Origin of the sequence: Haloferula rosea, from assembly GCF_016595525.1 — a bacterium.
GTDB lineage: Bacteria > Verrucomicrobiota > Verrucomicrobiia > Verrucomicrobiales > Akkermansiaceae > Haloferula > Haloferula rosea.
Genome location: NZ_JAENII010000015.1, coordinates 75,246 through 98,632, shown reverse-complemented (window position 1 = coordinate 98,632; position 23,387 = coordinate 75,246). Strand labels below are relative to the sequence as shown.

Sequence of the window (23,387 nt, the reverse complement as noted above, 5' to 3'; positions counted from 1 at the left end):
TGAAAACTCCCACCCACTCCGTCACGCGCCTTGCGCTCCGCCCGTCAAACAGGCAATTTGAATGCCCCACGCGAACGCACCCATGAAGCCTGCCGTCACCATCTCACTCGTCGTTGTCGCCGTCCTGACCACCGTGGTCATCGAGGAAATCCGGATCAAACAACTGCGAGCCGAAGTCCTTCGCCTGCGACAGATCCCCACGGATCAGCCGGTGAAGATCACCCCCGACGACATCCTCGCCAAGGAAACCCCACTGCCCGGCAAAAAACCTCTCGCCCCCGTGGATCCCACCGAGGTCACCGAGAAACCGGACTCCACCGCCACTACGGACACCCCCGCTGCCTCCCCCACGCCCGCCCCGACAGGCTTGCCAGGCACCCGCAACGTGCCCGCCGACTACCCGGAACCCAGCGAAGAACGAATCAAGGAAGTCGCGCTGGGTGCCTATTCCGACCTTCACTACGACCTCGGCCTGAACAATCAGGAACGCGTCTATCTGGATGACCTGCTCGGCGACCGCTTGGCCAAGCAACAGCAGTTCGCCCAGGCATGGGTCGGCGCCGATGAGGCCGACCGCGCCGCGATCGAGGAGCAGATGGCCGCCCACCGCGCAGAGAGCGACGAGGCGCTCAAGACCTTCTTCGGCCGCGATGCCGACTACCAGGCCTTCGTGACCTATCACGCCATGCAACCCGAGCGCACCATGCTCAGCCAGTTGATCCCCATGATGGACCAGCAGGGCGTGTCGCTTGAACTCGCCGATGAACAGAAACTCATCGCCGCCATGTACGAGGCCCGCATGGCTGCCAAGGGCATTGACTGGAATTCCACCGATGCCCTCAAGGCAGTCGTCGCCGGCGATGCCAAGGCCCGCTTTGACAAGGAGTGGACTGCCCGTAACGAATTCCTGGCCGACATCCTGCCCGACTTCCTCGATGAAAAGACCATCGAGGTCCTGACCGAGAGCCGCAAACAACTCAAGGAGACCATCATTGAGTCCCTCGATTCCGCGATCGAAGCCATCAACGGATCACCCGAGGCGGGAGACGAATGATGAATGAGCCCAGCCCGGTTCTGGCCTCATCTCGTCAACGCATCGGGCTTGCGTTCCTCATCGGCGGCGCGGTGAGCTTCCTGTGCATCTTCCTCTCCGAAGACGGACGCAATGTCTTCCACTTCATCCGCTCAGCCATTCGGGATCCCATCGGCTATCTGGACGCGGAAAGCTCCATCGTGCTGAGCACATTCCTCACCTTGTCGGCCGTCGCCCTGGCCTCGCCATGCCTGATCAAATGGCTGCCATCCAGCCTGCTGATGCGCGTCATTCTCCGCGTGTTCAGCGGCCTTACCGCGAGTGTCTTCCTCTATTTCTGCGCCGAATACGGCATGGAGGGCGAACCCGTCCTCATCTTCCTCGTCCTCAGCCCGCTGCTGACATTCAGCGGTCTCCTCATCGTCAAGCCAGACCCGCGCCCCAGCATCCTCGAGCATTGATCATCCCGTGCTGGTTGTTCCGCCTGTTCCATGACCCAGCGCCACCGCATCGCCTTTGCCCTCATGATGCTCGGTGTGGCCCTCTACGCCTTCTTCCACCTATGGAAAAATGGATGGGTTGTTTGGTTGTTCATCATCGATCTCGTGTCGATGCCCGAATATCGTGACTTCGCGACCTCAGCTGCCATCGCCGCATTCGTTTCGCTTCCCATCGCCATGCTCGGAGCTCCCTGTTGCCTTCCATTTCTGTCGCGCAGTCGCCTCCTGCACTTGATGCTAGCGGGTTTCGCCTTGTTTGATGGCCTATGCTTTTCAGCCCTCTGGATTTTCTCGGATGAATTCCGATCACCACCAATTCTTGTCCTCGCGATGACCCCGTTCCTCACCCTCGCTGGCATCCTGCTCATCAAGCCCGTCGAGCGCGCCGACATCCCTGAAAACTGATCATTCCCGGCTGGATATCGGGGCCTCATCCCCACCGCCACCGCCCCCCGTCCCGACTTCCGCCTTGCGACCCGGCGCTCCCTCCCCTAACTCCAAGCCCACATGGATCCGTCCGAGGCCATTCACGCCTATGAAACCCTGCCGCTCTTCGGAGTCGGCATCGCCCTCGGCCTCTGGCTGGTCGGCTTGCACGCCCTCATGCTCGTCAAGGCCGATGCCGTCAAAGGGTTCCTGAAAAAGTTCCCACGCAACCAGCAGCTGGGACAAATCCTCGTCGGCGTGGGCCTGATCTGGTTCTGGCTCATCGTGCAACCGGAAGGCAAAGGCGTCATCAACAGCCTCGCCATGGACTTGGGAGACCAGTTCAACGCGCTGAAACCCTACCTGCGCATCGGCGTCCCCGTCGCCATCATCCTCGTCAGCATCTCGATCAAGGAATTCCTCGCCGTGCGCGCCCTCGGCCTGCTCGGCCTGATGGTCGCCGCCCCGCTGCTCGAATCCGCCTTCCTTAAGGACCCCAGCAGCCGCCTTCTGGTCCCCATTTTCGCCTACGCCCTCATCATCAAGTCCCTCTACTGGGTCGGCATGCCCTACCTCTTCCGCGACAGCGTGGCATGGGCCACCGCCACCGACGGACGCTGGAAGGCACTCTGCTTCGGCGGACTCGCCTACGGTGTGGCCGTGCTCGCCTGCGCCTTGATGTTCTGGCGCGGCTATTGATTTCCCACCTGCCGGCAAGCAGGGGCATCCGACAGGTCGCCACGCCATGAAGTTCCTGCTTCCGCTCCTCCTCGCCGCCCACCTGCCCGGCCAGGACAGCCTGGATCCACTCGTCGTCCTGACGGAAAGGAACACCGCCCCTCCGCTCAGCGCTTGGTCGGTCGATGACATCGCCGCCTTCGCGCCGCTCACCATCGACGAACTGCTCGCGACCGACCCCGCGTTCTCCCTGTTCCGGCCCCAATCCGCGGTCTTCGCCAACCCCACCGCTTCAGAGGTCAGCCTCCGCAACACCGGGGCCACCGCCGCCTCCCGCACGCTCGTCCTGCGCGATGGCATCCCTCAGAACGACCCCTTCGGTGGGTGGGTCCACTGGGCGCGCTTCGACCCCTGGTCGCTGGAGAGCGTCCGCATCGTGCCCGCGGCCCAGTCCACCGCATGGGGAAACCTCAGCCCCGCCGGCAGCATCCACCTTCTCAGGCCGGACGTGCTCACGCCACGGGGGCTCATCCGCCTCACCGCGGGCGACCACGGCACCCTCGGCGGCAGCGCCGCCGCCGACCTGGTCTCCGACGACTGCCGCCTCGGCGTGTCATTCTCCACCTTCGCCACCCGCAGCGATGGCTTCCAGGTCGTCGATCCCGCCCAGCGCGGACTCATCGACCGCCCCCTCGAGCTCCAACTCGCCGGTGCCGATCTCCGCCTCATCTGGAAACCCCACCCCCACCTGACCGTCGAGCCCGCATTCTCCTACTACGACGAACGACGTAGCAATGGCACCCCGGTCACCGGCAACACCACCGAGGCCATCGACGCCTCCCTGCGTATCACCTCCGAAGAGGGCCCGCTGTCGTGGCAACTCCTCGGCTACTACCAACGCCGACGCTTCGCCTCCGTATTCAGCGCGGTGAATCCCACACGCTCGAGCGAATCGGTGGCGCTCAACCAGTTCGACGTGCCCGGCGAGGGCATCGGCGGGGCCTTCAGCATCCACCGCGAACTCAGCGACACCGTGGACGTCTCGGTCGGCACCGACCTGCGCCTGCTCGAGGGCGAAACCAACGAGGACGCAGGCACCTTCCGCCGCCGGCGGGCCGGGGGAGCGCAGGGATTCGCCGGGATCTTCGCGACCTCCAGCTGGCAGGTCCGCCCGGCCACCCGCCTCGATGCCAGCGCACGCCTCGACCGCTGGGAACTCCGCGACGGGAAACGCATCGAGCGCTCGCTGCGCACCGGCGCCCTCCTGAGGTCCGACTTCCCCGCCAACCGCGACGGCTGGGAACCCTCCGCCGCCCTCTCCATCGAGCAGCAGATGACCGACGCCCTGCTCGGCCGCTTCGCCCTCTCGACCAGCTACCGCCTGCCCACCCTCAATGAACTCCACCGCCCGTTCCGCGTGCGCAACGACCTCACCGAGGCCAACCCGAACCTCGACCCGGAACGCTTCTACAGCATCGAAGCCGGCCTGAGCTGGAAACCGGTCGATTGCCTGACCCTCGACGCCGGCGTCTTCCACCACTGGATCGACGATGCCATCGCCAACGTCCCGGTCACAGACCCCACCGAGATCTCGGAAATCTTCGGAACCCTCCCGCCCGGAGGCAGCGGCGCCCAGCGGAGGAACGTCGACCGCGCCCGCGTCCTCGGCATCCAGACCGCCGCCGAGTGGCGCCCCGACTCGCGCTGGACCCTCCGCTTCGATGGCCTGTGGTCGGACACCGAGTTCGTTTCCTCCTCATCCCAGCCCCTGCTCGAAGGAAAGCCCTTCCCGCAGGCACCGGACCTCCGCCTGCTCGGCACCGTCGGGCTCCAGGCCAGCGAGAAGACGAGCTTCTTCCTCGGCGGCGAATACGGGGCGTCCCGCTTCGACGACGCCCTCGCGACCCGCCGCCTTCCCAGCTACACCACCGTCCGTGCCGGAGCCAGCTGGCAGGCCACCGAGGCCCTCACCCTCCACGCACGCATGGAAAACCTGCTGGATGCCGAAGTCGCGACCGGCTTGAGCAGCGGCGGCATCCGCACCCTGGGTCAGCCGAGGTCGTTCTGGATCACCGCCGAATGGCAATTCTGAAGATTCCCCCTTCCCTTTCCCACGATTTGCATTCTTTTCCGTTAGCCCGGATCATGCCGGCCCGTAGCCCCTTTCACCTTTCTCCACTCATGAAATCCCTGCTTCTCGCCACTTTCCTGCCCGCCTGCCTGATCGCAGCCGACGAATCCCCGGACCTTTCCAAGATGAAGGTCGACAAGCTTTACGAAACGCTGTGCGCGAGTTGCCACGCCGCCGACCTCAGCGGCGGACAGGGCCCGTCATTCCTCGATGGCGAGTGGAAGCACGGCGACACCGACGCCGACATCTTCCAAACCATCCTCAAAGGCAACATCTCCCTCGGCATGACCCCGTGGGAAGGCATCCTCACCGACGAGCAGATCCGTTCACTCGTGATCTTCCTGCGTGAGAAGGAAAAGGAAGCGCTCACCAAGGGCATCGAATTTCCCAAGCCCGAGCTGGGCAAGGTCAGCAAGACCGAGAAGGAAGACTACACCATCGAGATGGTCGTGGAAGAAGGCCTGAAAATCCCGTGGGCCCTCGCCTTCCTCCCCGACGGACGCAAGCTCGTCTCCGAGCGCCCCGGTCGCCTGCGCGTCATCTCCGCCGATGGCAAGCTCGACCCCAAGCCCATCGAAGGCACCCCGAAGGTGATCAGCCACGGCCAGGGCGGACTGATGGAGGTCGCCGTGCACCCCGACTACGAGAAGAATGGCTGGATCTACCTCGGCATCTCCGACGGCTGGTGGGAAAAGGGCGAAGGGACCGACAAGAAGGGCAAGAAGAACAAGGACAAGGCCCACACCATCACCGCCGTGGTCCGCGGCCGCATCAAGGACCACCAGTGGGTCGATCAAGAATGGATCTGGAAGGCCGACAAGAAGTTCTACAGCGGCAGCGGAGTGCACTTCGGGACGCGCTTCGTCTTCGACCAGGGATACATCTACTTCGTCATCGGTGAGCGCGGCGGCATGATGGAGGTGCAGGACCTCACCAACCCGAAGGGCAAAATCTACCGCCTCTTCGACGACGGTCGCGAACCGAAGGACAACCCCTTCGTCGACAACAAGGACGCCATCAAGGGCATCTGGACCTACGGCCACCGCAACCCGCAGGGCCTCGACCTCGATCCACGCGACGGCAGCCTCTACAGCACCGAGCACGGACCCCGCGGCGGCGATGAACTGAACCTCATCCGCAAGGGTGCGAACTACGGCTGGCCCGTCATCACCTACGGCATGAACTACAACGGCACCCCGATCACCAGCGAGACCAGCAAGGAAGGCATGGAGCAACCCGTCACTTACTGGACTCCTAGTATTGCCGTCTGCGGCCTGGACTTCTACACCGGTGACGCCTTCCCCGGCTGGAAGAACGACCTGTTCGCAGGCGCCCTCGCAAAGAAGGAGGTCCGCCGCCTCCGCATCGAGGACCAGAAGGTCGTCGAAGAGGAAGTCATCCTGAAGGACTTCGGACGGGTCCGCGATGTGGTCGATGGCCCGGACGGATTCCTCTACGTGATTTTCAACGGTCCGGACCAGATCATCCGCCTCGTCCCGGCGAAGTAGCCGAGGAAAATCCGGCATCCTGGCGGAGGCCATCGCAACCCCGGCGAAAGCGCCGGGGACCCGACCATACCGGCCATCGAAGGCCGGAGGATTGCCCACCTCGCGCCCCGCTGCCGCGATTCCACCGTTGACCGATCGCCGATGGCATGGAAGTTGCATGTCCAACCGCTCCCACGACTGATCCTACATGCTCGATACCGCCCTACCACCCACCATCCACGAAAGCCGTCTGTCGCTCCAACGCCTGCTGCCACGCCTGCGGAAGAGTTTTCCGACTGAAATCGAAGGAGCGGACTGGGCGGCATTCGAAGATCGCCTCGAGCGGCATTTCCCCGTCCTCTTCGATCTCCTCTGGCAGGTCTATGGACCCAGCTACGACTTTTTCTTCCACGTCGAGCAGATCCTCCGCACCTGCGCGGAATCATGGCTGGAGCGCGATGCCGACCTGAAGAGCCTCGATGCCATCCGCGAAGGCCACGCCCACTGGTATCAGTCGAACCGCGTGGTCGGCGCCATGGCCTACGTCGACCTGTTCTCCGGCGACCTTTCCGGACTGCGGGAAAAGATCAGCTACCTGAATGAGCTCGGGGTGACCTACCTGCACCTCATGCCGCTCTTCAAGAGCCCCGATGGGGACGACGACGGCGGCTACGCCATCAGCAGCTACCGCGAGGTGGACCCCGCCCTCGGCACCATGGATGACCTGCGCGAGCTCGCCGCGGAACTTCGCCAGCAGGGCATGAGCCTCGTGCTCGACTTCGTGTTCAACCACACTTCCGACGAGCACGAATGGGCCCAGCAGGCGCGCAAGGGGTCGGAAGAATTCGAGAAATACTACTGGATGTTCCCGGACCGCGAGGAGCCGGACCAGTATGAGCAAACACTGCGCCCGATCTTCCCCGATGCCCACCCCGGGTCGTTCACCTACCACACCAGCATCGGCAAGTGGGTGTGGACCACCTTCAACAACTTCCAGTGGGATCTGAACTACAAGAACCCGGATGTGTTCAACGCCATGGCCGGCGAAATGCTCTACCTCGCCAATGCGGGCGTCGAGATGCTGCGCATGGATGCCGTCCCCTTCCTGTGGAAGGAAAAGGGAACCAACTGCGAAAATCTCGAACAGGCCCACCTCCTCATCCAGGCATTCAATGCCATCGCCCGCATCGCCGCTCCCGCGCTGATCTTCAAGTCGGAGGCCATCGTCGCCCCGGATGAGATCAAGAAATACGTCTCCGAGGAGGAATGCCACCTCTCCTACAACCCCCCGCTGATGGTGCAGCTGTGGAACTCGCTGGCCTCGCGCAATGCCCGGCTGATGCTCCATTCGCTGCCGAAACGCTTCGAGCTTCCGCAGGGGTGCTCGTGGGTGAACTACCTGCGCTGCCACGACGACATCGGCTGGGGCTTCGAGGACCGCGACATGTGGGAGGTCGGCATGAATCCCCACGACCACCGCTGGTTCCTCAACCACTTCTTCACCGGCAACCACGAATCGAGCTTCGGACGCGGACGCCTCTTCCAGCACAATCCCGTCACCGGAGACGCCAGGATCTGCGGCACCACCGCCTCACTGTGCGGACTGGAGAAAGCCCTCTACGAAGGCGACGAACTGCAGACCGAGTATGCCATCCGGCGCATCCTCATGCTCTACGGGATCATCTTCACCATGGGCGGAATCCCGCTGATCTATCTGGGCGATGAAATCGGGCTGGTCAACGACTACGACTACCCTGAGGACCCGGAAAAAGCCGGCGACGACCGTTGGCTGCACCGCCCCTCCTTCGATTGGGAAAAGGCGGAGAACCGCAAGAACCCCGATACCGTCGAGGGCAAGCTCTTCAGCGGCATGCTCAAGCTTTCCCAGATCCGGAAGAACAACCAGGCCTTCCATGAAACCCGCACGGAGTTCGTGGATGTTGGAAACCACCACGTCTTCGGCTACTTCCGCGTCCACGAAGGCCAAAGCATCCTTTGCCTCGCCAACTTCAACGACGAACCCGCCATCGTCTCGGCGACCCGGCTCCGTCAGCTCGGCATGCGCAAGACCTTCACCGACCTCGTCGCCGGCCAGTCCATCGTCGCCACCGAGCGGCTCGTGCTCGAGCCCCTCCAGTTCATGGCCATCCTCTGAGCGACCCCGGCCTCGAAAGGACCGCTACCCAGCGATCCAAGGGGAAAAGCGCCCCAGCCCGAATGGCGCTGCTTCAAGCCCGACGCCCCGCCCACCTGCCAGTGGCATGACCGTCCCGGTCATGATCGGACAGCACCCAGGCACCCCCACGCCCGCTGTAGTCTTCAGCAGATCGCAGATTCATGACCGAGACGGTCATGCCAGATCACACCTCCCGATCCCCCCATCCACCTTGAACATCAATGCCTTACCCATCCATAAACCCACCCAAATCAGGGCTGCTGACGCGAATCCCGGAGGAAAAATTAGAATAATTCTTGCTACGAATTAGAACCATTCTAGTTTCCGCCGTCCGCCATGGTTTCACGCGATCCAAATCTTCATCCCGACCCCTCCGGCAGCATGCCGTCGGAGATTGCCGGGCTCCGGATGACCCGACAACGTTGGGAGGTTTACCGCCTGCTCATGGAGCAAAAGGGTCACCCCACCGCCAACGAGTTGTTCAAGAACATCCAGGACCAGTTGCCGAACATCTCGCTCGCGACCGTTTACAACTGCCTCGAGGCCCTCGTCCAGCACGGCATCATCCGCCAGGTGAACTTCGACCGCGAGCCATCCCGCTTCTGCCCGAACCTCGAAGAGCACGGTCACTTCCACGACAAGCAGACCGGCTCGATCCACGACATCACTTTCAAGCCCGGCGTCAATCTGGCCGACGTCCTCGAATTGCCCGAGGGCACCGTCATCACCGACGTCGAACTCACCCTGCGCGGACAACTCCCCGCCTCAAACTGAGAATTAGAATTTCGAACTCAAGACTTAGAAATACCATGTCCCTCGTCATCACCGACCTCCACGCACAACTCGAAGACGGCACCGAAATCCTCAAGGGCGTCTCCCTTGAGATCCCAGCCGGAGAAGTCCACGCCATCATGGGCCCGAACGGCTCCGGCAAGTCCACCCTTTCCAAAGTAATCGCCGGTCACGAAGGCTACGAAGTCACCTCGGGAACCGTCACCCTCGACGGAGAGGACATCCTCGAGATGGGCATCGACGAACGCTCCCGCGCCGGCGTCTTCCTCGCCTTCCAATATCCCGCCGAAGTGCCTGGTGTCTCCAACGCCAACTTCATCCGCGCCGCCCTCCAGGCGCGCCTGCCGGAAGGCCAGGAGCTCGACGCCGTCGCCTACTACAAGGAGCTCTACGCCAAGATGGACCTGCTTGAGATGGACCGCAAGTTCACCGGGCGCGCCGTCAACGAAGGCTTCTCCGGCGGTGAGAAGAAGCGCAACGAAATCCTTCAGATGATGATGCTCGACCCCAGCTACTGCATCCTCGACGAAACCGACTCCGGCCTCGACATCGATGCCCTCAAGATCGTCGCCAAGGGCGTCAATGCCATGCGCTCCGAAAGCCGCGGCATGCTCCTCATCACCCACTACCAGCGCCTGCTCGACTACATCAAGCCGGACCACGTCCACGTGATGGCCGAAGGCCGCATCGTGAAGTCCGGCGGCGCCGACCTCGCGCTCGAACTCGAAGCCAACGGCTACGACTTCCTCAAGGAGGCCGCCACCGCCTGAAGCATCACCCCTTTTCCACTTTCTACTTCCCACTCGGCCCTCCGCGCGCAGCGCGGCACTATCATGTCCTACGACTCATCCACCACTCTCGACAGCGAAACCAAGGAAGCGATCGACATCGACCGCACCTCCGGTGACTTCAAGTTCCCCGAAAGGCACAAGTACGATGCCGGTCGTGGATTGAACGAACGGACCGTCGACTACATTTCGGACGTCAAGAAAGACCCCGACTGGGTGCGCGAGTTCCGCCAGAAGGCACTCAAGGTCTTCAATGAGAAGCCGATGCCCACCAACTGGGCGACCGAGGACCTCAACAACATCGATTTCGACATCATCCGCTACTACCTCTCCGACGGCGAGCGCCCGAAACGCTCGTGGGACGAAGTGCCGGAAGAAGTGCTCAAGACCTTCGACCGTCTCGGCATTCCCGAGCAGGAACGGGCCTTCCTCGCCGGCGTGGAAGCGCAGTATGACTCCGAAGCCGCCTACTCGAACATGAAGGAAGAGCTCTCCAAGCAGGGCGTCATCTTCGTGACCTCGGCGGAGGGCCTCAAGGAACACGAGGAAATCTTCCGCCCCTACTTCGGCAAGGTCATCCCCACCGGCGACAACAAGTTCTCCGCCCTCAACAGCGCGGTGTTCTCCGGTGGCTCGTTCATCTACATCCCGAAAGGCGTGAAGCTGAAGCAGCCGCTGCAGGCCTACTTCCGCATCAACTCGGAAAACTTCGGCCAGTTCGAGCGCACGCTCATCATCGCCGACGAAGGCTCCGAGGTGATGTACATGGAAGGCTGCACTGCTCCGAAGTTCGAAACCGCCACGCTCCACTCGGCCGTGGTCGAACTCGTCGCCCTGAAAGGCGCCAAGATCCAGTACGTGACCGTCCAGAACTGGAGTTCCAACGTGTTCAACCTCGTCACCAAGCGCGGCCTCGCCATGGAAGACGCCGAAGTCCGCTGGATCGACTGCAACATCGGCAGCCGCCTGACCATGAAGTACCCCGGCGTCATCATGAAGGGCGAACGCGCCCGCGGTGAGGTCATCTCCATCGCCCTTGCCAACTCCGGCCAGCACCAGGACACCGGCGCCAAGATGATCCACGCCGCCAACAACACGACCTCCAACGTGGTATCGAAATCCATCTCCGTCGGTGAAGGACGCTCGACCTACCGCGGTCAGGTCCACATTCCCAAGCACCTCAAGGGCTGCAAGAACAACACCGAGTGTGACGCCCTGCTCATCAATACCAAGAGCCGCACCGACACCTACCCGGCCATCACCGTGAAGGGCAACGACCACGCGACCCAGCACGAGGCCAGCGTCTCGCAGGTGTCCGAGGAAATGCTCTTCTACATGCAGCAGCGCGGCATCGACGAAGGCCATGCCATGTCGCTCGCCGTCAACGGCTTCATCAACGACCTCGTCCGCGAATTCCCGATGGAGTACTCCGTCGAGCTCAAGCGCCTGATCGATCTCGAAATGGAAGGCTCCGTCGGCTGAGCCAACCCGTAGCTGGAGCGTCTCGCTCCAGTCCGTGCCCGGAGCATCCTGCTCCGGTGCCATCACCCAAGGCCTTTCCCCACTTTCCCAGATGTCCAACGTCCTCGAACAACCCCTCTCCATCCTCGAATCCTCTCCCGAAACCGCTGCCGATTTCCCGGCATGGTTCCGTGACCGGCAGGCCGCCGCCTGGTCCCGCTTCCAGGACACCCCCGCCCCGACCCGCCGTGACGAAACCTGGAGATTCTCCAGCATCAAGCAGCTCGATTTCTCCGGCTACTCGACCGCCATCGAAGTTCCGGAAGACACCGGGTCGCTCATCGAGCGCTCGCAGGGACTGGAATCCCGATCCGCCCGCTTCATCTTCGTCAACGACACCCTGATCGAGATCGAATCCAAGCTTCCCGAAGCCGTCATCTGCCTGCCCCTCGCCGAAGCCCTGCTCACCCACGGCGATCTGGTGAAGGAGCACTTCATGCAGCAGGAAACCCGGCTTGGTTCGGCCAAATGGGCCGCCCTGCACGAGGCGCAACTCACCAACGGCCTGTTCGTCCACGTCCCCGACAACGTCGAGGTCGAAGGCACCATCGAGGTCTACCACTGGATCGCCGGTGAGAAGAGCGCCGTCTTCCCCCACACCCTGATCGTCACCGGTGCCAATGCCAAGGTGCGCGTCATCGACTACTTCAAGTCCGAGAACGAGGAAGACGCCGGCCTGTGCCTCGCCTTCAACGATCTCTACGCCGGACCCGGATCGAAACTCGACTACCTCGCCATCCAGGCAGTCAACGAGAACAGCAAGGTCCTCTCCATCAACGAAACCGGCGTGGCGCGCGACGCGACCGCCAAGAGCTTTGTCCTCAATGTCGGCGCCAGCTGGGCAAGGAACGAGTCACTCTCGCGTCTCGACGGAGAAGGCTCCCGCTCGGACATGCTGAGTGTGAGCATCCCCGCCCGCACGCAGGAATACGACCAGCGCACCTTCCAGCACCACGTGTCACCCGGTGCCTACAGCGACCTGCTCTACAAGAACACCCTCTACGACAAGGCTCGTACCATCTTCTCCGGGCTCATCTTCGTCGATGAAGGTGCCCACCGCACGGATGCCTACCAGACCTGCCGGAACCTCTTCATGAGCAGCGATGCCGAGGCCAACTCCATGCCCGGTCTGGAAATCAACGCCGACGACGTGAAGTGCTCCCACGGCAGCACCAGCTCGCAGATCGCCGACGAGGAGATCTTCTATCTCCAGGCCCGCGGCATCGACCCCGTCCGCGCCCGCCAGCTCATCGCCCGCGGCTTCTCGGTGGAGGTCATCGAACGCCTCGAAGACGAAAAGGTCGAAGCCCTCGTGCTCGGCTTCGTGGACGAGAAGTTCGCCCGCATCGCCACCGGCGGGGCGTAGCACCACCACCCCCATTCACCGCCCCGGAAGTGTGGTCAAATGCCACACTTCGCGGGGCTTTTCCGTGTCCAGGTCCAGGCCCGGAAAAGTTGGATCTTCACGGCTTCAACGAGATCGTCCGCGGCCAGCCGGGGAATTGCTGCGCGTCGGACCGGGTCACGTCCGCATCGCGTGGCCAGCATTCGAAGGTCACCTCGTCCTTCGCCTTGTTGAAGCGGATCAGCCCGTAGCCCGCGCCACGCGCGTCGCTTTCCGGGTTGGCGTAGGCATGCATGGTGATTTTGTTGCCGAAGCCATCGAGGAAGTCACCGTTCCATGGCAGCGGATTGTCCGCATCCGGATTTCCGCCGGGTTTCTCATCCTCCGGCCACCACCAGCGACCGTAGTAGTTGTTCACGCTGGCAGGCACGACAAAGGCCCACGGCCCGTCACGAAATTCTTCCGTGCCATGCTGGATCAGCGTCGCCAGATGCTGGTCGCCCGCGATGTGCACCGCGTTCGCCTGCTTGATCAGCGACACCGCACGATTGCGCCCCGTCTGCGGCCAACCGTTGGAGTCCATGTCGGCATGCAGCCGGTTGTTCACGCTGCCATGCAGGTGCGCTCCCCCGCAAAATCCGGTCTGCGAGAGAACCGCCTTCATTTCCACTCCCTGATTCGCCTTCGCCCATTGCTCGAGGAAGGCCAGCTGACGGTCACCCAAGAGTTTCAGGCCGGGCACGTCCACCACCTTCGGGTCATACTCCGGATCGCGGATGTGATCCGGCCGCGGTCCCTTCATCGGATGCCGGTCCTTCGGTCCCGTCTTGAACTTCCGATCCTCGAGGATGGCGAAGTCCACTCCGCCGATCACCAGGTTGGTGTAGTAGACTCCGATGCCCTGCTCGACCGGCGTCGGATCGAACGGATCCGGCAGGTTCGCGGTCTGACAGCGCTCGACCATCTTCACATAATCCGGATGGAAAAAGTACCCCCCGTCGGCACCACTGGAAAGCTTCGCCTGCTTGCCTCCCTCGCCCCACAGGTTTCCCTGGCCGATGTCGTGGTCGTCCGGGATCGACACACAGGGACGATCACGAAAGGTCTCACGGAACTGCAGACCGAACTTCAGCCAGGCCGCGGTGTGCTCCTTGTGGTCGTATGACTGATCACCCGCGAAGAAGATCACATCCGGATTCTGGTGATTGATGTTCCGCACATACTCCTCACGCATGCCACGGTCCTGGTTCGAGTTGCACGACAGCGCCGCCAGCACGATCTCCTCCTTGTCCACCGGATCCTTGCGGATCAGCCCTTCAAAGGAAGCTTTCTCTCCATGAAGAATCCGGTATGGCAGGTCCTTGTGCACCGGCCAGTTCTCGACCCGGAACAAGGCGGACCACCCGAGGTCGTTCACCTTCTCCTTCGCGATCTCCTTCCACTCGCCATCATGCTTCACCTCCAGACGCACCGTCCGCGTTTCCTTCGGATACAGCGGATACAGCTGCGCCGAGAGCTTCAGCGTTCCCTTCGACACCGTGTACAACCCGAAGGCCACCACCTGATCACGCGGCACCTTCAGATCAATGATACGCTTCTTGGGGTTCTGTGGCACCGGCCGGTTCCACCAATCGTTGATCGAAAGACTGTCCTCACCCTTCTGGAAAGGGGCCTTGACCGGCGGCTCACCATGCTCGTCTGCAGCAATCAGAGCAGGAGCCAAACAACCTAAAAGTAGCGCAGTTCGCATCATCTGGCTCAAAACGTAACGAACGCTGCTGATGTTTCCGAATATCTTCTCAGAAGGGAAGATTGATGGACCTCATCCAAACCACCCGGGGAAATGCTCCGCCGTCATGGCTGGTGCCTCACCCCCCGGCACCCGGATCTCCGCCACCGGTTCATCGCCCCTCACATTCAGAAACTTAGGAACAATCGCACCCCGGTCGCCCGAATCCACACCATCTGGCACGCCCTCCGCTGCCCCGGCATGCGTATGAAAAAGACAGGATTTCTCCTCGATATGGATGGCGTGATCTACCGTGGCAATCAGCTTGTCCCCGGTGCCGATCACTTCATCGCCCGCCTCCGCGAGGAAGGCCACCCCTTCCTATTCCTCACCAACAACAGCCAACGCACAAGGAGGGATGTGGCATTGAAGCTCAGCCGACTCGGCATTCCGGCGACCGATTCGGATGTCTTCACCTGCGCCATGGCCACCGCCCGCTTCCTCGCCACCCAACGCCCGGGTGGTACGGCATTCGTCGTAGGTGAGAACGGCCTGGCGAATGCACTCCACAAGAACGGCTTCACCGTCGCAGACGACGAGGTGGACTTTGTCGTCGTCGGCGAGGGCCGGGTGATCAACTTCGAGATGCTCGAACATGCCGCCCGCCTCGTCGAACAAGGCGCCCGCCTGATCGCCACCAACATGGACACACGCTGCCCCACCGAATCCGGTGTCCGCCCCGGATGCGGTGCGATCGTCGCCATGATCGAGAAGGCCACCGGCAGGCAGGCATTCTCCGTCGGCAAGCCCAGCCCCGTCATGATGCGTGAGGCACGCAAGGAGCTCGACCTCCGCACCGAGGAAGTCGTGATGATCGGGGACACGATGTACACCGACGTGCTCGGGGGCGTGCAGATGGGCTACAAGACGGTTCTCGTCCTGTCCGGGCACACTTCCCGAGAGGAGATCTCGGACTACGCCTACCGCCCGGACTACGTCGCCGAAAGCGTGGCCCACCTGCCGGAGGCCTTGTTTGGCAACCCGGCCCCCCTCCGCATCCCGGCCTGACCCTCTCTTCGGTCAGCGCGAAGCACGGCGGCCGGGGCGCATCCCGCTCCGTCGCCGTCTGCGGTGGCACGGAGCCCGACACTATCCGGTGGACCGGTTCGCGCCAGAAGTGACATGTTCGCACCCATGACTCGGCACTTCCCAACCATCGTGGTCGTCCTGGCATCCACGGTCGTCCTGCTTTCCGCTGAATCTCTTCCCAGCCAGCTGCTCGATCTTTCCTCATGGAAGCTGACCTTGCCCACACCTGGCAAGAACGAGAACTCCCCACGAGAGATCAAGCAGCCGGATCTCCAGAAGTTCTCTGACCCACTCCATTTCCATGTGGATCCGAAAGCCCGGGCCGTGGTGTTCCGTGCCCCCTGTGGAGGCACCACCACCAAGGGCTCGAGCTACCCGCGCTCCGAGCTGCGCGAGATGAGCAACAAAGGAAGAGACAGGGCCTCATGGGCCACCAACGATGGATTCGTTCACACCATGGCCCTGCGGGTGGCCATCACCCATACGCCGAAGGTCAAGAAGCACGTCGTGTGTGCCCAGATCCATGATTCCGGGGATGACCTGATGATGATCCGACTGGAAGGCTCCCATCTGTTCATCGAGCGAAAACCCCACGAAGACGTCACGCTCGTCCGCGACTACGTGTTGGGGACCCCTTTCGACGTGAAGATCGAAGCTTCCGGGTCACGTGTGAAGGTGTGGCACGACGGCAAGAAGAAGATGGATTGGGAGGTGGCTAGAGAAGGCTGCTACTTCAAGGCAGGCTGCTACACCCAGTCCAACCCCGAGAAGGGCGACGCCGCGGAGTCCTACGGGGAAGTTGCCATCCACCGTCTGGAGATCCTTCATGCTCCGGCATCCATCGTAGAAGACTAGCGGGGCCTCGGCTCCGCCCCACTCCCCGGCCCGTCAGGACGCCGGGGCGGATGATTCAGTTTTGCTCATCTCCAACAGTGCTTTGGCGAAGGCTTGGCCTGCCTGGGCATGGAACTTGGCTGAGCCGTAGTAGTGGATGAATCCACCGATCGACGTCGCCCGGTCCCAGAGTTCGATCTCTTCCGGAGTGCAGATTTCCGCCCGGTAGTTCTTCAGGTACGCCCTGCGGTCCTCCAAGGTCATCGCCCCGTCGGCATTCGGGCCATTGGGGTCCTTCTTCGCCAGTCTCGTCCCCATGGCCTTCACCTTGAGTTGTTTCGCATCAATGAATCCAAGCTCATCCTCGAAAAAGGGCGCCGTCTGAACCGCGACGACCGTTCCATCGAACTCCTTCATTCCCGCTGGCGCCTCCATCGCCTTGCGGAAGAGCTTCATGCGTTCGACATTCCCCTTCGGCGCCCTGAAGGCACCCGGCGTGTAATCCCCGTAAACCCCCATCACGCCGATGACGAAGGGAAGCCCGGGAGCCTTCAAGTCCTTGCGGACATCGCGAATGAACTGCGCCAGAACCTCACTGTAGGCATCATACCGCTTGTCCCCGAGTTCATCCGGGTAAGTCATCTTGTCGCTGAAGTCATTCCAGCCCTGGAACCAGACAAAGCCGGACAATTCGACTCCAGCCTCCGGATCGTAGTCCGGATAGACCCGCTTGATGTCCCCCATGACCTTCTTCACATGATCCATCATGTAACGGTAGTTCCGTCCGGTCGCCTCCTTCTTCTGCTCCCTCACCTTCTCGAGGGATCCTTTCTCACTCAGGACATTCTTCTGGTAGGGATTCATCTTGTAGGGTCCGGAACCCGGTGAGCGGTAATCCACGCTCAGGTTCTGACCACCCCACGCCGTCTTGATGATCAGGATGGGCCCGTCGTAGGACTCTTCCATGGTGATGCCGAAGGTATACTCGGGACCGATGAATTCGTCGGCCTTCGCAGGGTCCTGCCGGCGGACGCCATACCCGGCGGTGAGCTTGCCGAAGCCCTCGCCTCCATACTGATTCATCTTCCCGTTCAAGGACGAGATCCAGACCCGCTCGCACACCCTGGGTTTGCCATCCGGCCCGCGCATTTTCCCAAGCAGCGGAGCGGTCGCCGGGTCATCTCCGATATGGTCAAAGGTATCGATCCCTCCGGTGCCCACCATGTTCGACTGCCCGGCCATGATGTAGACCTTCAGGGGTTTCCGGGCCGACACGGATCCGATACAGCAAAGCACCGCCAACACACCCAAGGTTCGTCTTGTGATTCGTTTCATCGTCTTGGTGGGTCCATTCTGGAATGTCTTTTTACTAGGTTCGCCGAATCTGAGACCGAAAAACAGGCGGATCCCGAGGATCGCCCCGACCTTTCGCTCCCCCCGGCGCAATGAAACACCAAAACCCGCTTCCAACAAGGCTGCTGGCCAAGCATCCTTCGGCCGGGGCCATTCGTAAACCGCAAGCAGAAGCGATGGTTCACCGGACCTTTGCGAGGAAGTCGCGGCCTTCCCCCTGGTAGGGTTCGGCATCGACATCGAACCAGCGCGACTTGCGCACACGCTCCTGAGTGTAGGGTGGTGCGAAGATGTCGACGAGTTGGGTGAGCTGGCGGGCCTTCAGGCGGTGGATGTTCCGGTCCTGTGAGGTGAGGGTGGACACACTGGATTTCTGCAGCCGGGCCTTGGCGGTCTGCCGTAGCAGGACGTGACCTTCTTCAGGCGACTTACGGAGTTCATCGTAGTTCCAGACATCGACGTTCCCCGCGGCGCAAAGGAGGATGCCGGTCATACCGGGGTGATCGTGATGCGAGATCTGCTCGCCTTTCTCGAACTGGACGAGCGAGATCTGGAAATCCTGCTGCTTCTCCAGCCGCTCGAAGTCGACCCGACCATCCCCAATGCCTTCCTTGGCCTGCTCGAAAGCTTTGGCGAGCTCGGGGTCCTTGAGGTTCAGGCGACCGGCGATCCGGGCGGCGCGCTCGACGTAGGCCGGCTCGCTCCAGTCGTCGAGGTGCTGCTTGGCGGCTTCCCGAGCGATGGCTTCGAGGAAGGCGTCCCAGTGGATGGGCTCTCCTTCGGGCAGTCTGCCCTCCGCGGCACGGGCACGGGTGGCCACGGCGGTGATGCCGGGCAGGGCCATGCTGATCCCGAGGAATCCGGGCAGCGTGGTGCGGATGAAGGAGCGGCGTGTGTAATCATCCATGGCTGCTGGGGAAACGCCAGCGGCGTGGGTCATCTATCACGCCACTTGGCTCGAATCACTCGGGGCGGCGCAGGACCATGGTCCCGCGGTCGCCGCGCTCGGACCGGAAGCGGGCATCGAAGGTGGTGGGGGTGAGACGCCCGTCGACTTCATGAACCCCGACGCCCCCGGGGAGATCCATCTTGCCCTGGTAGTCGAGCGACTGGTCGGCCGCCGGCTTGGCTTCGACGCGGTGGACGTAGTCACCAAACTGGAGCTTCCCCCACCCTGCCCGGTAGCGGAAGTCATAGGTGCCGGGTTCGCTCTGGCTGACGACGCACCAGAGGGGGCCCTCGTGGCCGTTCATCTCGCTTTTCCACTGGCCGACCCACGGTCCCTCGACAGTGGTCGGGCGGTCGGGAGCCGACGCTACGGCGGCGCGGAAGTCACGTTCGTAGCGGGATGCGCAGGAGGCCAGAAGGACGGCGGCAAGCACGGGAATGAGCTTCAGCATGATGCGAGCAGTTCACCGATTCGGAGGTCCCTGTGCAATCGGTTTCCGTGGCGAAGCACCCCGGCCTCCGGCAGGCTGCGACGGGCGGGGGCCTTGGAGCAGCTTGCTTCGGAGCTCGCGGTGGGTGCGGGATCGATGGTAGGGAAGGGCGTGCGGGAGTTGCTACTGAATGAAGAGATCTACTCCCGGGTGGTGGAGGAACTGATGGTGGGGGCCGAGCGGTTCCTGTGGATCGTCACGGCAGACGTGAAGGACCTGCACGTCGTCCGCGGCAGGCGGTCGGTGCCCTTGCTCTCGGTGCTGGCGGATCTGGTCGAGCAAGGAGTCGGGGTGAGGCTGATCCACGCCAAGGAGCCGGGGCCGAGGTTCCGGGAGGACTTCGATCGCTTTCTGGTGCTGGTGGAGAGCGATCTTTTCGAGCGGGCGCTGTGCCCGCGGGTGCACACGAAGGCCGTGATTGCGGACGGCAGGCGGGCTTTCGTGGGTTCGCCGAACCTGACGGGCGCGGGGATGGGCACGAAGCATCCGGACAAGCGGAACTTCGAGGCTGGCTTCCTCACCGATGAGCGGGAGGACGTGAATCGGCTGATGGAATGGACCGACGAGCTGTTCCTCGGCGAGTTCTGCGGCCGCTGCCGGCTGCGGGAGCGCTGCCCTGATCCTCTCGATGGCGGACTGGATTCGTGAGGAGGTGGAGGAACTTGGCGCTTGGAATGACGGGCGGGATTCCTACGCTTCATGCGTGTTCCAGATTGTCTTCAACGAAATCAGCGCTGCGGAGATCTCTCAACTTGAGACACTCGATCAGCTTGAGCTGATGGATGAGTTCAAGGTCGGCCCGGACGATCTGGACCATCTCGACGGTGACCGCTTCGGCAAGATCGAGCGCGATGGCAAGGTGCTGTTCCGTTTCCGGGCGAAGGATTACCGGGTGTATTTCGAGGTGAAGGACAACTCGGTGGTGGTCCATCGGGTGCTCCACAAAGGGACGTTTTCGGATTGGGTCTTCCGCTCGAAGATCCCACTCGCGGAAGACGAGGAGCTGGCGAAATCGAAGCATTTCTGGCAGCTCATCGACGAAGGCCGGGCGGCCCGCAGGGTTTGAAACCCCATGGATTTTCCTTTCCTCGGTTGGTCATACAGCTGCTAGAGTGAAGCCATGACGAAATGGATCCTGTATCTTGTCTTTGCGGCGGCGATTGCCGTTGGCTGGACGATGTTCATGAAGTCCGGCGAAGGCGAACAGCAGAAGCTGGCTGATGAAATCGCACGGATCGACAAGAACGGGACCCTTGAGGAATTGGAAACGCTCCCTTCGCTGAAGGACAATCTGGAAAGTCTGAAGAGCAGCAAATCGCTGACCGGCATCCTGATGGCCTTCCTCACGGCCGGGTTGGTCGGCGTGGTCTTTGTCATCGACGTGCTGCCTGCCATTGCCCACCGCCTCACTCACGCCGTGTACGACAGCGCCGAAATGGTGGAGGAGGATGTGATGCACGACGCTCGGGCCAAGATGGCCCAAGGCGACTACGAGGGAGCGGTCGGTGCCTTCCGTGATGCGGCGGCCCAGGACCCGATGAACCGTCTGCCCTACGTGGAAATCGCCAAGATCCAGCGCGAGCACCTGCATGACTCTCAAGCGGCGATTTCCACCCTGCGTGAAGCCATCGAAGGCCAGGCGTGGGAGGTCAATGATGCGGCATTCCTCATGTTCCGACTGGCGGAAGTGTACGACGAGGACCTGAATGACCGGATGTCGGCGGCGACCTTGCTGCAGCAGGTGATGGATCAATTCCCGGAAACCCGCCACTCGGCGAATGCCCGCCACAAGCTCCACGACTGGGGTGTGGCCTGAGGCTCAGGTCCGCGGGTTGAAGAAGCGCGCCGGCCGCTGGGTCGAACGGCGCCCACTGCTCTGGGCGGCACTCATGGGAGTGGCCACCGTGCTGCTCGCCGATGGCGGGAAGCCGTGGGCTCTGCTCATCCTGATGGTCGCAGGTGGGGCGGTGTGGGCCAGTGGCAGAAGATCGTGGTTCGTCGGCTTTGGCCTGCTGGCGGCCTGTGCGGGACTCATCCATGGGCTGGATGTCTCCGAACGGCGGACAGCAAGGGAGGCCTTGGGTGATGGGGCGGATGCGACGCGGACGGTGCGTCTGGTCGAAACTCCGAAGACCTTCGGCAGGGCGTGGGCGGCGCAGGTCGTCGATAGGGACCACGGCGACCGCATGCGACTGCTCGCCCAGGGAGCACCCCGCCAACGCGGGAGCGTGGTCGAGGTCAAGGGGCGGCTTCTTCCTCCGGAAAGGCCACGCAATCCGGGAGAATTCGATACCCCCGACTGGCTCGACCGCCAGGGGGTGTTCGCCGTTCTGAAGTCGACACGCGGGGTTTCGCTGGTGGAGGCACCCGCACCGCGGTGGGCGCTGGGCGATGCGATCCGCGCCGGCTTCAGGCAGGCGGTGACGGAGGGGCTGGATCCGGCATCGCCCGAGGCGGCGGTGATCCTTGCCGTGGTTCTGGGCGAACACCCCGGAGACGACGTGCTGATCGAGCCGTTTCGCCTGACCGGGACACTCCACGTTTTCGCGGTCAGCGGCCTGCATGTGGGGATGGTCGGGCTGATGGCGTGGGGGCTCTTCCGGCTGCTCGGTGTGCCGCGGCGTGCGGCGATCGTTCCCATCATCCTCCTCATGTTCGGCTACGCTTGGTTGACGGGGATGAAGCCGCCGGCAGTGCGGGCGGCGTGGATGGCAGCGGTGCTGCTCGGAGCCTTCTGGTTCCGTCGCCGACCTGACATGGGAAATGCCCTCGGTCTGGCGGCCCTGTGCGTGTTGCTGTTCGATGGGGACCTGATTTTCACCGTGGGCGTGCAGCTGTCGTTCGGGGTGGTGCTGGCGATCGGGCTGCTTACGCGACCGGTGTCGAGGTGGTGGGCGTGGATGGAAAAGGAGGAACCCTACCTGCCCCGCTCGCTGTATGGACCGATGAGGAACGGGTGGCTGAGGACCCGACGCTGGACCAGCGGGACCTTGTCGGTCTCGACGGCGGCGTGGATGGGGTCGGCACCCCTGACGGCATGGCATTTCGGCATCCTCACACCGATCGCGGTGCCGGCGAGTGCGCTGCTGGGAGCCATGGTGTTTCCCCTGCTCGGTCTGGCGCTGATCGGGGCCGTCCTGGCGCCTATCCCGGGAGTGACGCCCTGGCTGAACCAGCGCAATGCCTCGCTGGCCAAGCTGATGCTCGGCACCGCCGAGGTCGGCGCCAAGGTGCCGGGCGGGCACCTGGCCATTCCCCGCGACCGCCCTGCCGAGGAGTTCCTGCTGGTATTCGATGTCGAAGGGGATGGCGCCGCGTGCTGGTTCGATGGCGAACAGTCGGCGCTGATTGACGGAGGGGGACGCTGGAGCTTCGAACAAGTGGTGATGCCCTCGATGCGGCGCATGGCGCTACGCCCGACCAGCATGGTCGCCACCCACCCGGATGGCGGCCACGTGGGCGGGCTGATCGGAGCGATGGATGCCTTTCCCATCGAGCGCGGGCTGGCTCCGGTCCTCAGGGCGCTCGGACCGACCTACCGGGACTGGCTGCAAACGGCCGATCTGCGCGGGGTTTCGCTGAAGCGTGGCCGTGTCGGGATTCGCTACCAATTGAGCGAAGATACCTGGCTGGAGGTGCTGGATGAACCGGACCCATGGAACTGGCATGTGGTCGCGGATGAACGGGTGATGCCGGTCCGCCTCCATTGGCGGGGGTGGAAGATTCTTTTCATGAGTGATGCCGGTTGGGCGATCGAGCGGAAGCTCCTGAATGCCGGATGCGACGTGCAGGCCGATGTCATTGTGGCAGGCCGCCATGGCCGTGATGCGTCGCTCGGCAGCCGATTCCTGAAGGCCAGCGGAGCACGGGCGGTGGTCGTCAGCCATGCCGACTTCCCGGCGGAAGAACGAATCCCCTCGCTCTGGCGGGAATCCACCGAAGCGCTTGGATGCCGGGTCTTCCATCAGGGCGAGTGCGGCGCCGTGGTCATCTCGATCGACGGCGACCATCTGAGCCTGAAAGGATGGCTTGGCGATGAGTCCCTCGAGATCGAGCGATAGCGCCC

The 23,387-nt window shown here is 62.8% G+C and carries 21 protein-coding genes; 17 read left to right on the top strand and 4 right to left on the bottom strand.

Annotated features, from left to right (window positions below; genetic code table 11):
• Positions 1-82: 82 nt before the first annotated feature.
• From JIN81_RS16680 to sufD, 11 genes are all read left to right on the top strand, one after another.
• On the top strand, positions 83-1,054 hold the full coding sequence (locus tag JIN81_RS16680) for a hypothetical protein (RefSeq protein WP_200282557.1): 972 nt from the start codon (positions 83-85) through the stop codon (positions 1,052-1,054).
• Positions 1,051-1,494 (top strand): hypothetical protein, encoded by a 444-nt coding sequence (locus JIN81_RS16675; protein ID WP_200282554.1) that lies wholly within the window; start codon positions 1,051-1,053, stop codon positions 1,492-1,494. Before JIN81_RS16680 ends, JIN81_RS16675 begins: the two co-directional genes overlap by 4 nt.
• A gap of 30 nt (positions 1,495-1,524) precedes the next feature.
• Positions 1,525-1,938 (top strand): hypothetical protein, encoded by a 414-nt coding sequence (locus tag JIN81_RS16670; RefSeq protein ID WP_200282551.1) that lies wholly within the window; start codon positions 1,525-1,527, stop codon positions 1,936-1,938.
• Positions 1,939-2,040: 102 nt separating this feature from the next.
• Complete coding sequence (locus JIN81_RS16665; RefSeq protein ID WP_200282549.1) at positions 2,041-2,658, top strand: hypothetical protein; 618 nt, start codon at positions 2,041-2,043, stop codon at positions 2,656-2,658.
• Between the two features lie 46 nt (positions 2,659-2,704).
• On the top strand, positions 2,705-4,729 hold the full coding sequence (locus JIN81_RS16660; protein ID WP_200282546.1) for a TonB-dependent receptor: 2,025 nt from the start codon (positions 2,705-2,707) through the stop codon (positions 4,727-4,729).
• A gap of 89 nt (positions 4,730-4,818) precedes the next feature.
• Complete coding sequence (locus JIN81_RS16655) at positions 4,819-6,276, top strand: PQQ-dependent sugar dehydrogenase (protein WP_200282544.1); 1,458 nt, start codon at positions 4,819-4,821, stop codon at positions 6,274-6,276.
• Positions 6,277-6,463: 187 nt separating this feature from the next.
• Entirely contained in the window at positions 6,464-8,410 is a 1,947-nt protein-coding gene (locus tag JIN81_RS16650; RefSeq protein WP_200282542.1) for an amylosucrase, read from the top strand.
• 357 nt (positions 8,411-8,767) lie between these two features.
• Entirely contained in the window at positions 8,768-9,205 is a 438-nt protein-coding gene (locus tag JIN81_RS16645) for a Fur family transcriptional regulator (RefSeq protein ID WP_200282539.1), read from the top strand.
• Between the two features lie 35 nt (positions 9,206-9,240).
• Positions 9,241-9,993 carry a Fe-S cluster assembly ATPase SufC gene (gene sufC / locus JIN81_RS16640; RefSeq protein WP_200282537.1) on the top strand — a complete coding sequence of 251 codons (753 nt, stop codon included), beginning with the start codon at positions 9,241-9,243 and terminating at the stop codon, positions 9,991-9,993.
• A 63-nt stretch (positions 9,994-10,056) separates the two neighbouring features.
• On the top strand, positions 10,057-11,493 hold the full coding sequence (gene sufB, locus JIN81_RS16635; RefSeq protein ID WP_200282535.1) for a Fe-S cluster assembly protein SufB: 1,437 nt from the start codon (positions 10,057-10,059) through the stop codon (positions 11,491-11,493).
• A gap of 91 nt (positions 11,494-11,584) precedes the next feature.
• Entirely contained in the window at positions 11,585-12,898 is a 1,314-nt protein-coding gene (sufD, locus tag JIN81_RS16630) for a Fe-S cluster assembly protein SufD (RefSeq protein WP_200282533.1), read from the top strand.
• A 97-nt stretch (positions 12,899-12,995) separates the two neighbouring features.
• Here the strand turns inward: sufD and JIN81_RS16625 are convergent, their stop codons facing one another.
• Positions 12,996-14,600: a metallophosphoesterase family protein gene (locus JIN81_RS16625; RefSeq protein WP_234045123.1), complete on the bottom strand. Its 1,605-nt coding sequence runs from the start codon at positions 14,598-14,600 to the stop codon at positions 12,996-12,998.
• Between the two features lie 273 nt (positions 14,601-14,873).
• On the opposite strand from JIN81_RS16625, the gene JIN81_RS16620 reads away from it, so the two are divergent.
• Positions 14,874-15,674: an HAD-IIA family hydrolase gene (locus JIN81_RS16620; RefSeq protein ID WP_234045121.1), complete on the top strand. Its 801-nt coding sequence runs from the start codon at positions 14,874-14,876 to the stop codon at positions 15,672-15,674.
• Between the two features lie 126 nt (positions 15,675-15,800).
• Entirely contained in the window at positions 15,801-16,550 is a 750-nt protein-coding gene (locus tag JIN81_RS16615) for a polysaccharide lyase family 7 protein (RefSeq protein ID WP_200282525.1), read from the top strand.
• A gap of 33 nt (positions 16,551-16,583) precedes the next feature.
• Here JIN81_RS16615 and JIN81_RS16610 read toward each other — a convergent pair whose 3' ends face one another.
• From JIN81_RS16610 to JIN81_RS16600, 3 genes are all read right to left on the bottom strand, one after another.
• Complete coding sequence (locus JIN81_RS16610; protein WP_200282522.1) at positions 16,584-17,864, bottom strand: sialate O-acetylesterase; 1,281 nt, start codon at positions 17,862-17,864, stop codon at positions 16,584-16,586.
• A gap of 199 nt (positions 17,865-18,063) precedes the next feature.
• A complete protein-coding gene (locus tag JIN81_RS16605) occupies positions 18,064-18,789 on the bottom strand; it encodes a cupin domain-containing protein (protein WP_200282519.1) in 726 nt (241 codons plus the stop codon).
• Between the two features lie 55 nt (positions 18,790-18,844).
• A complete protein-coding gene (locus JIN81_RS16600) occupies positions 18,845-19,282 on the bottom strand; it encodes a hypothetical protein (RefSeq protein WP_200282516.1) in 438 nt (145 codons plus the stop codon).
• Positions 19,283-19,432: 150 nt separating this feature from the next.
• Here JIN81_RS16600 and JIN81_RS16595 point away from each other — a divergent pair, with 150 nt between their 5' ends.
• The 4 genes from JIN81_RS16595 to JIN81_RS16580 are packed head-to-tail and all read left to right on the top strand — an operon-like array spanning position 19,433 to position 23,382.
• Positions 19,433-19,969: a phospholipase D-like domain-containing protein gene (locus tag JIN81_RS16595; protein ID WP_325100904.1), complete on the top strand. Its 537-nt coding sequence runs from the start codon at positions 19,433-19,435 to the stop codon at positions 19,967-19,969.
• Positions 19,950-20,387 (top strand): hypothetical protein, encoded by a 438-nt coding sequence (locus tag JIN81_RS16590; RefSeq protein WP_234045119.1) that lies wholly within the window; start codon positions 19,950-19,952, stop codon positions 20,385-20,387. Before JIN81_RS16595 ends, JIN81_RS16590 begins: the two co-directional genes overlap by 20 nt.
• Before the next feature lie 54 nt (positions 20,388-20,441).
• Positions 20,442-21,137, top strand: coding sequence for a tetratricopeptide repeat protein (locus tag JIN81_RS16585; RefSeq protein WP_200282513.1), 696 nt, complete (start codon positions 20,442-20,444; stop codon positions 21,135-21,137).
• Entirely contained in the window at positions 21,100-23,382 is a 2,283-nt protein-coding gene (locus JIN81_RS16580) for a ComEC/Rec2 family competence protein (protein WP_200282510.1), read from the top strand. The genes JIN81_RS16585 and JIN81_RS16580 overlap by 38 nt, the downstream gene beginning before the upstream one ends.
• The last annotated feature ends 5 nt before the right edge of the window (positions 23,383-23,387 follow it).

Coding starts and splice junctions, on each gene's coding strand:
- JIN81_RS16605 (WP_200282519.1), bottom strand. CDS start 18,789: ATGGATGATTACACACGCCGCTCCTTCATCCGCACCACGCTGCCCGGA.
- JIN81_RS16670 (WP_200282551.1), top strand. CDS start 1,525: ATGACCCAGCGCCACCGCATCGCCTTTGCCCTCATGATGCTCGGTGTG.
- sufC (WP_200282537.1), top strand. CDS start 9,241: ATGTCCCTCGTCATCACCGACCTCCACGCACAACTCGAAGACGGCACC.
- sufD (WP_200282533.1), top strand. CDS start 11,585: ATGTCCAACGTCCTCGAACAACCCCTCTCCATCCTCGAATCCTCTCCC.
- JIN81_RS16665 (WP_200282549.1), top strand. CDS start 2,041: ATGGATCCGTCCGAGGCCATTCACGCCTATGAAACCCTGCCGCTCTTC.
- JIN81_RS16600 (WP_200282516.1), bottom strand. CDS start 19,282: ATGCTGAAGCTCATTCCCGTGCTTGCCGCCGTCCTTCTGGCCTCCTGC.
- JIN81_RS16660 (WP_200282546.1), top strand. CDS start 2,705: ATGAAGTTCCTGCTTCCGCTCCTCCTCGCCGCCCACCTGCCCGGCCAG.
- JIN81_RS16675 (WP_200282554.1), top strand. CDS start 1,051: ATGATGAATGAGCCCAGCCCGGTTCTGGCCTCATCTCGTCAACGCATC.
- JIN81_RS16655 (WP_200282544.1), top strand. CDS start 4,819: ATGAAATCCCTGCTTCTCGCCACTTTCCTGCCCGCCTGCCTGATCGCA.
- JIN81_RS16590 (WP_234045119.1), top strand. CDS start 19,950: ATGGCGGACTGGATTCGTGAGGAGGTGGAGGAACTTGGCGCTTGGAAT.
- JIN81_RS16615 (WP_200282525.1), top strand. CDS start 15,801: ATGACTCGGCACTTCCCAACCATCGTGGTCGTCCTGGCATCCACGGTC.
- JIN81_RS16610 (WP_200282522.1), bottom strand. CDS start 17,864: ATGAAACGAATCACAAGACGAACCTTGGGTGTGTTGGCGGTGCTTTGC.
- JIN81_RS16585 (WP_200282513.1), top strand. CDS start 20,442: ATGACGAAATGGATCCTGTATCTTGTCTTTGCGGCGGCGATTGCCGTT.
- JIN81_RS16650 (WP_200282542.1), top strand. CDS start 6,464: ATGCTCGATACCGCCCTACCACCCACCATCCACGAAAGCCGTCTGTCG.
- JIN81_RS16680 (WP_200282557.1), top strand. CDS start 83: ATGAAGCCTGCCGTCACCATCTCACTCGTCGTTGTCGCCGTCCTGACC.
- sufB (WP_200282535.1), top strand. CDS start 10,057: ATGTCCTACGACTCATCCACCACTCTCGACAGCGAAACCAAGGAAGCG.
- JIN81_RS16580 (WP_200282510.1), top strand. CDS start 21,100: ATGCCCGCCACAAGCTCCACGACTGGGGTGTGGCCTGAGGCTCAGGTC.
- JIN81_RS16620 (WP_234045121.1), top strand. CDS start 14,874: ATGAAAAAGACAGGATTTCTCCTCGATATGGATGGCGTGATCTACCGT.
- JIN81_RS16645 (WP_200282539.1), top strand. CDS start 8,768: ATGGTTTCACGCGATCCAAATCTTCATCCCGACCCCTCCGGCAGCATG.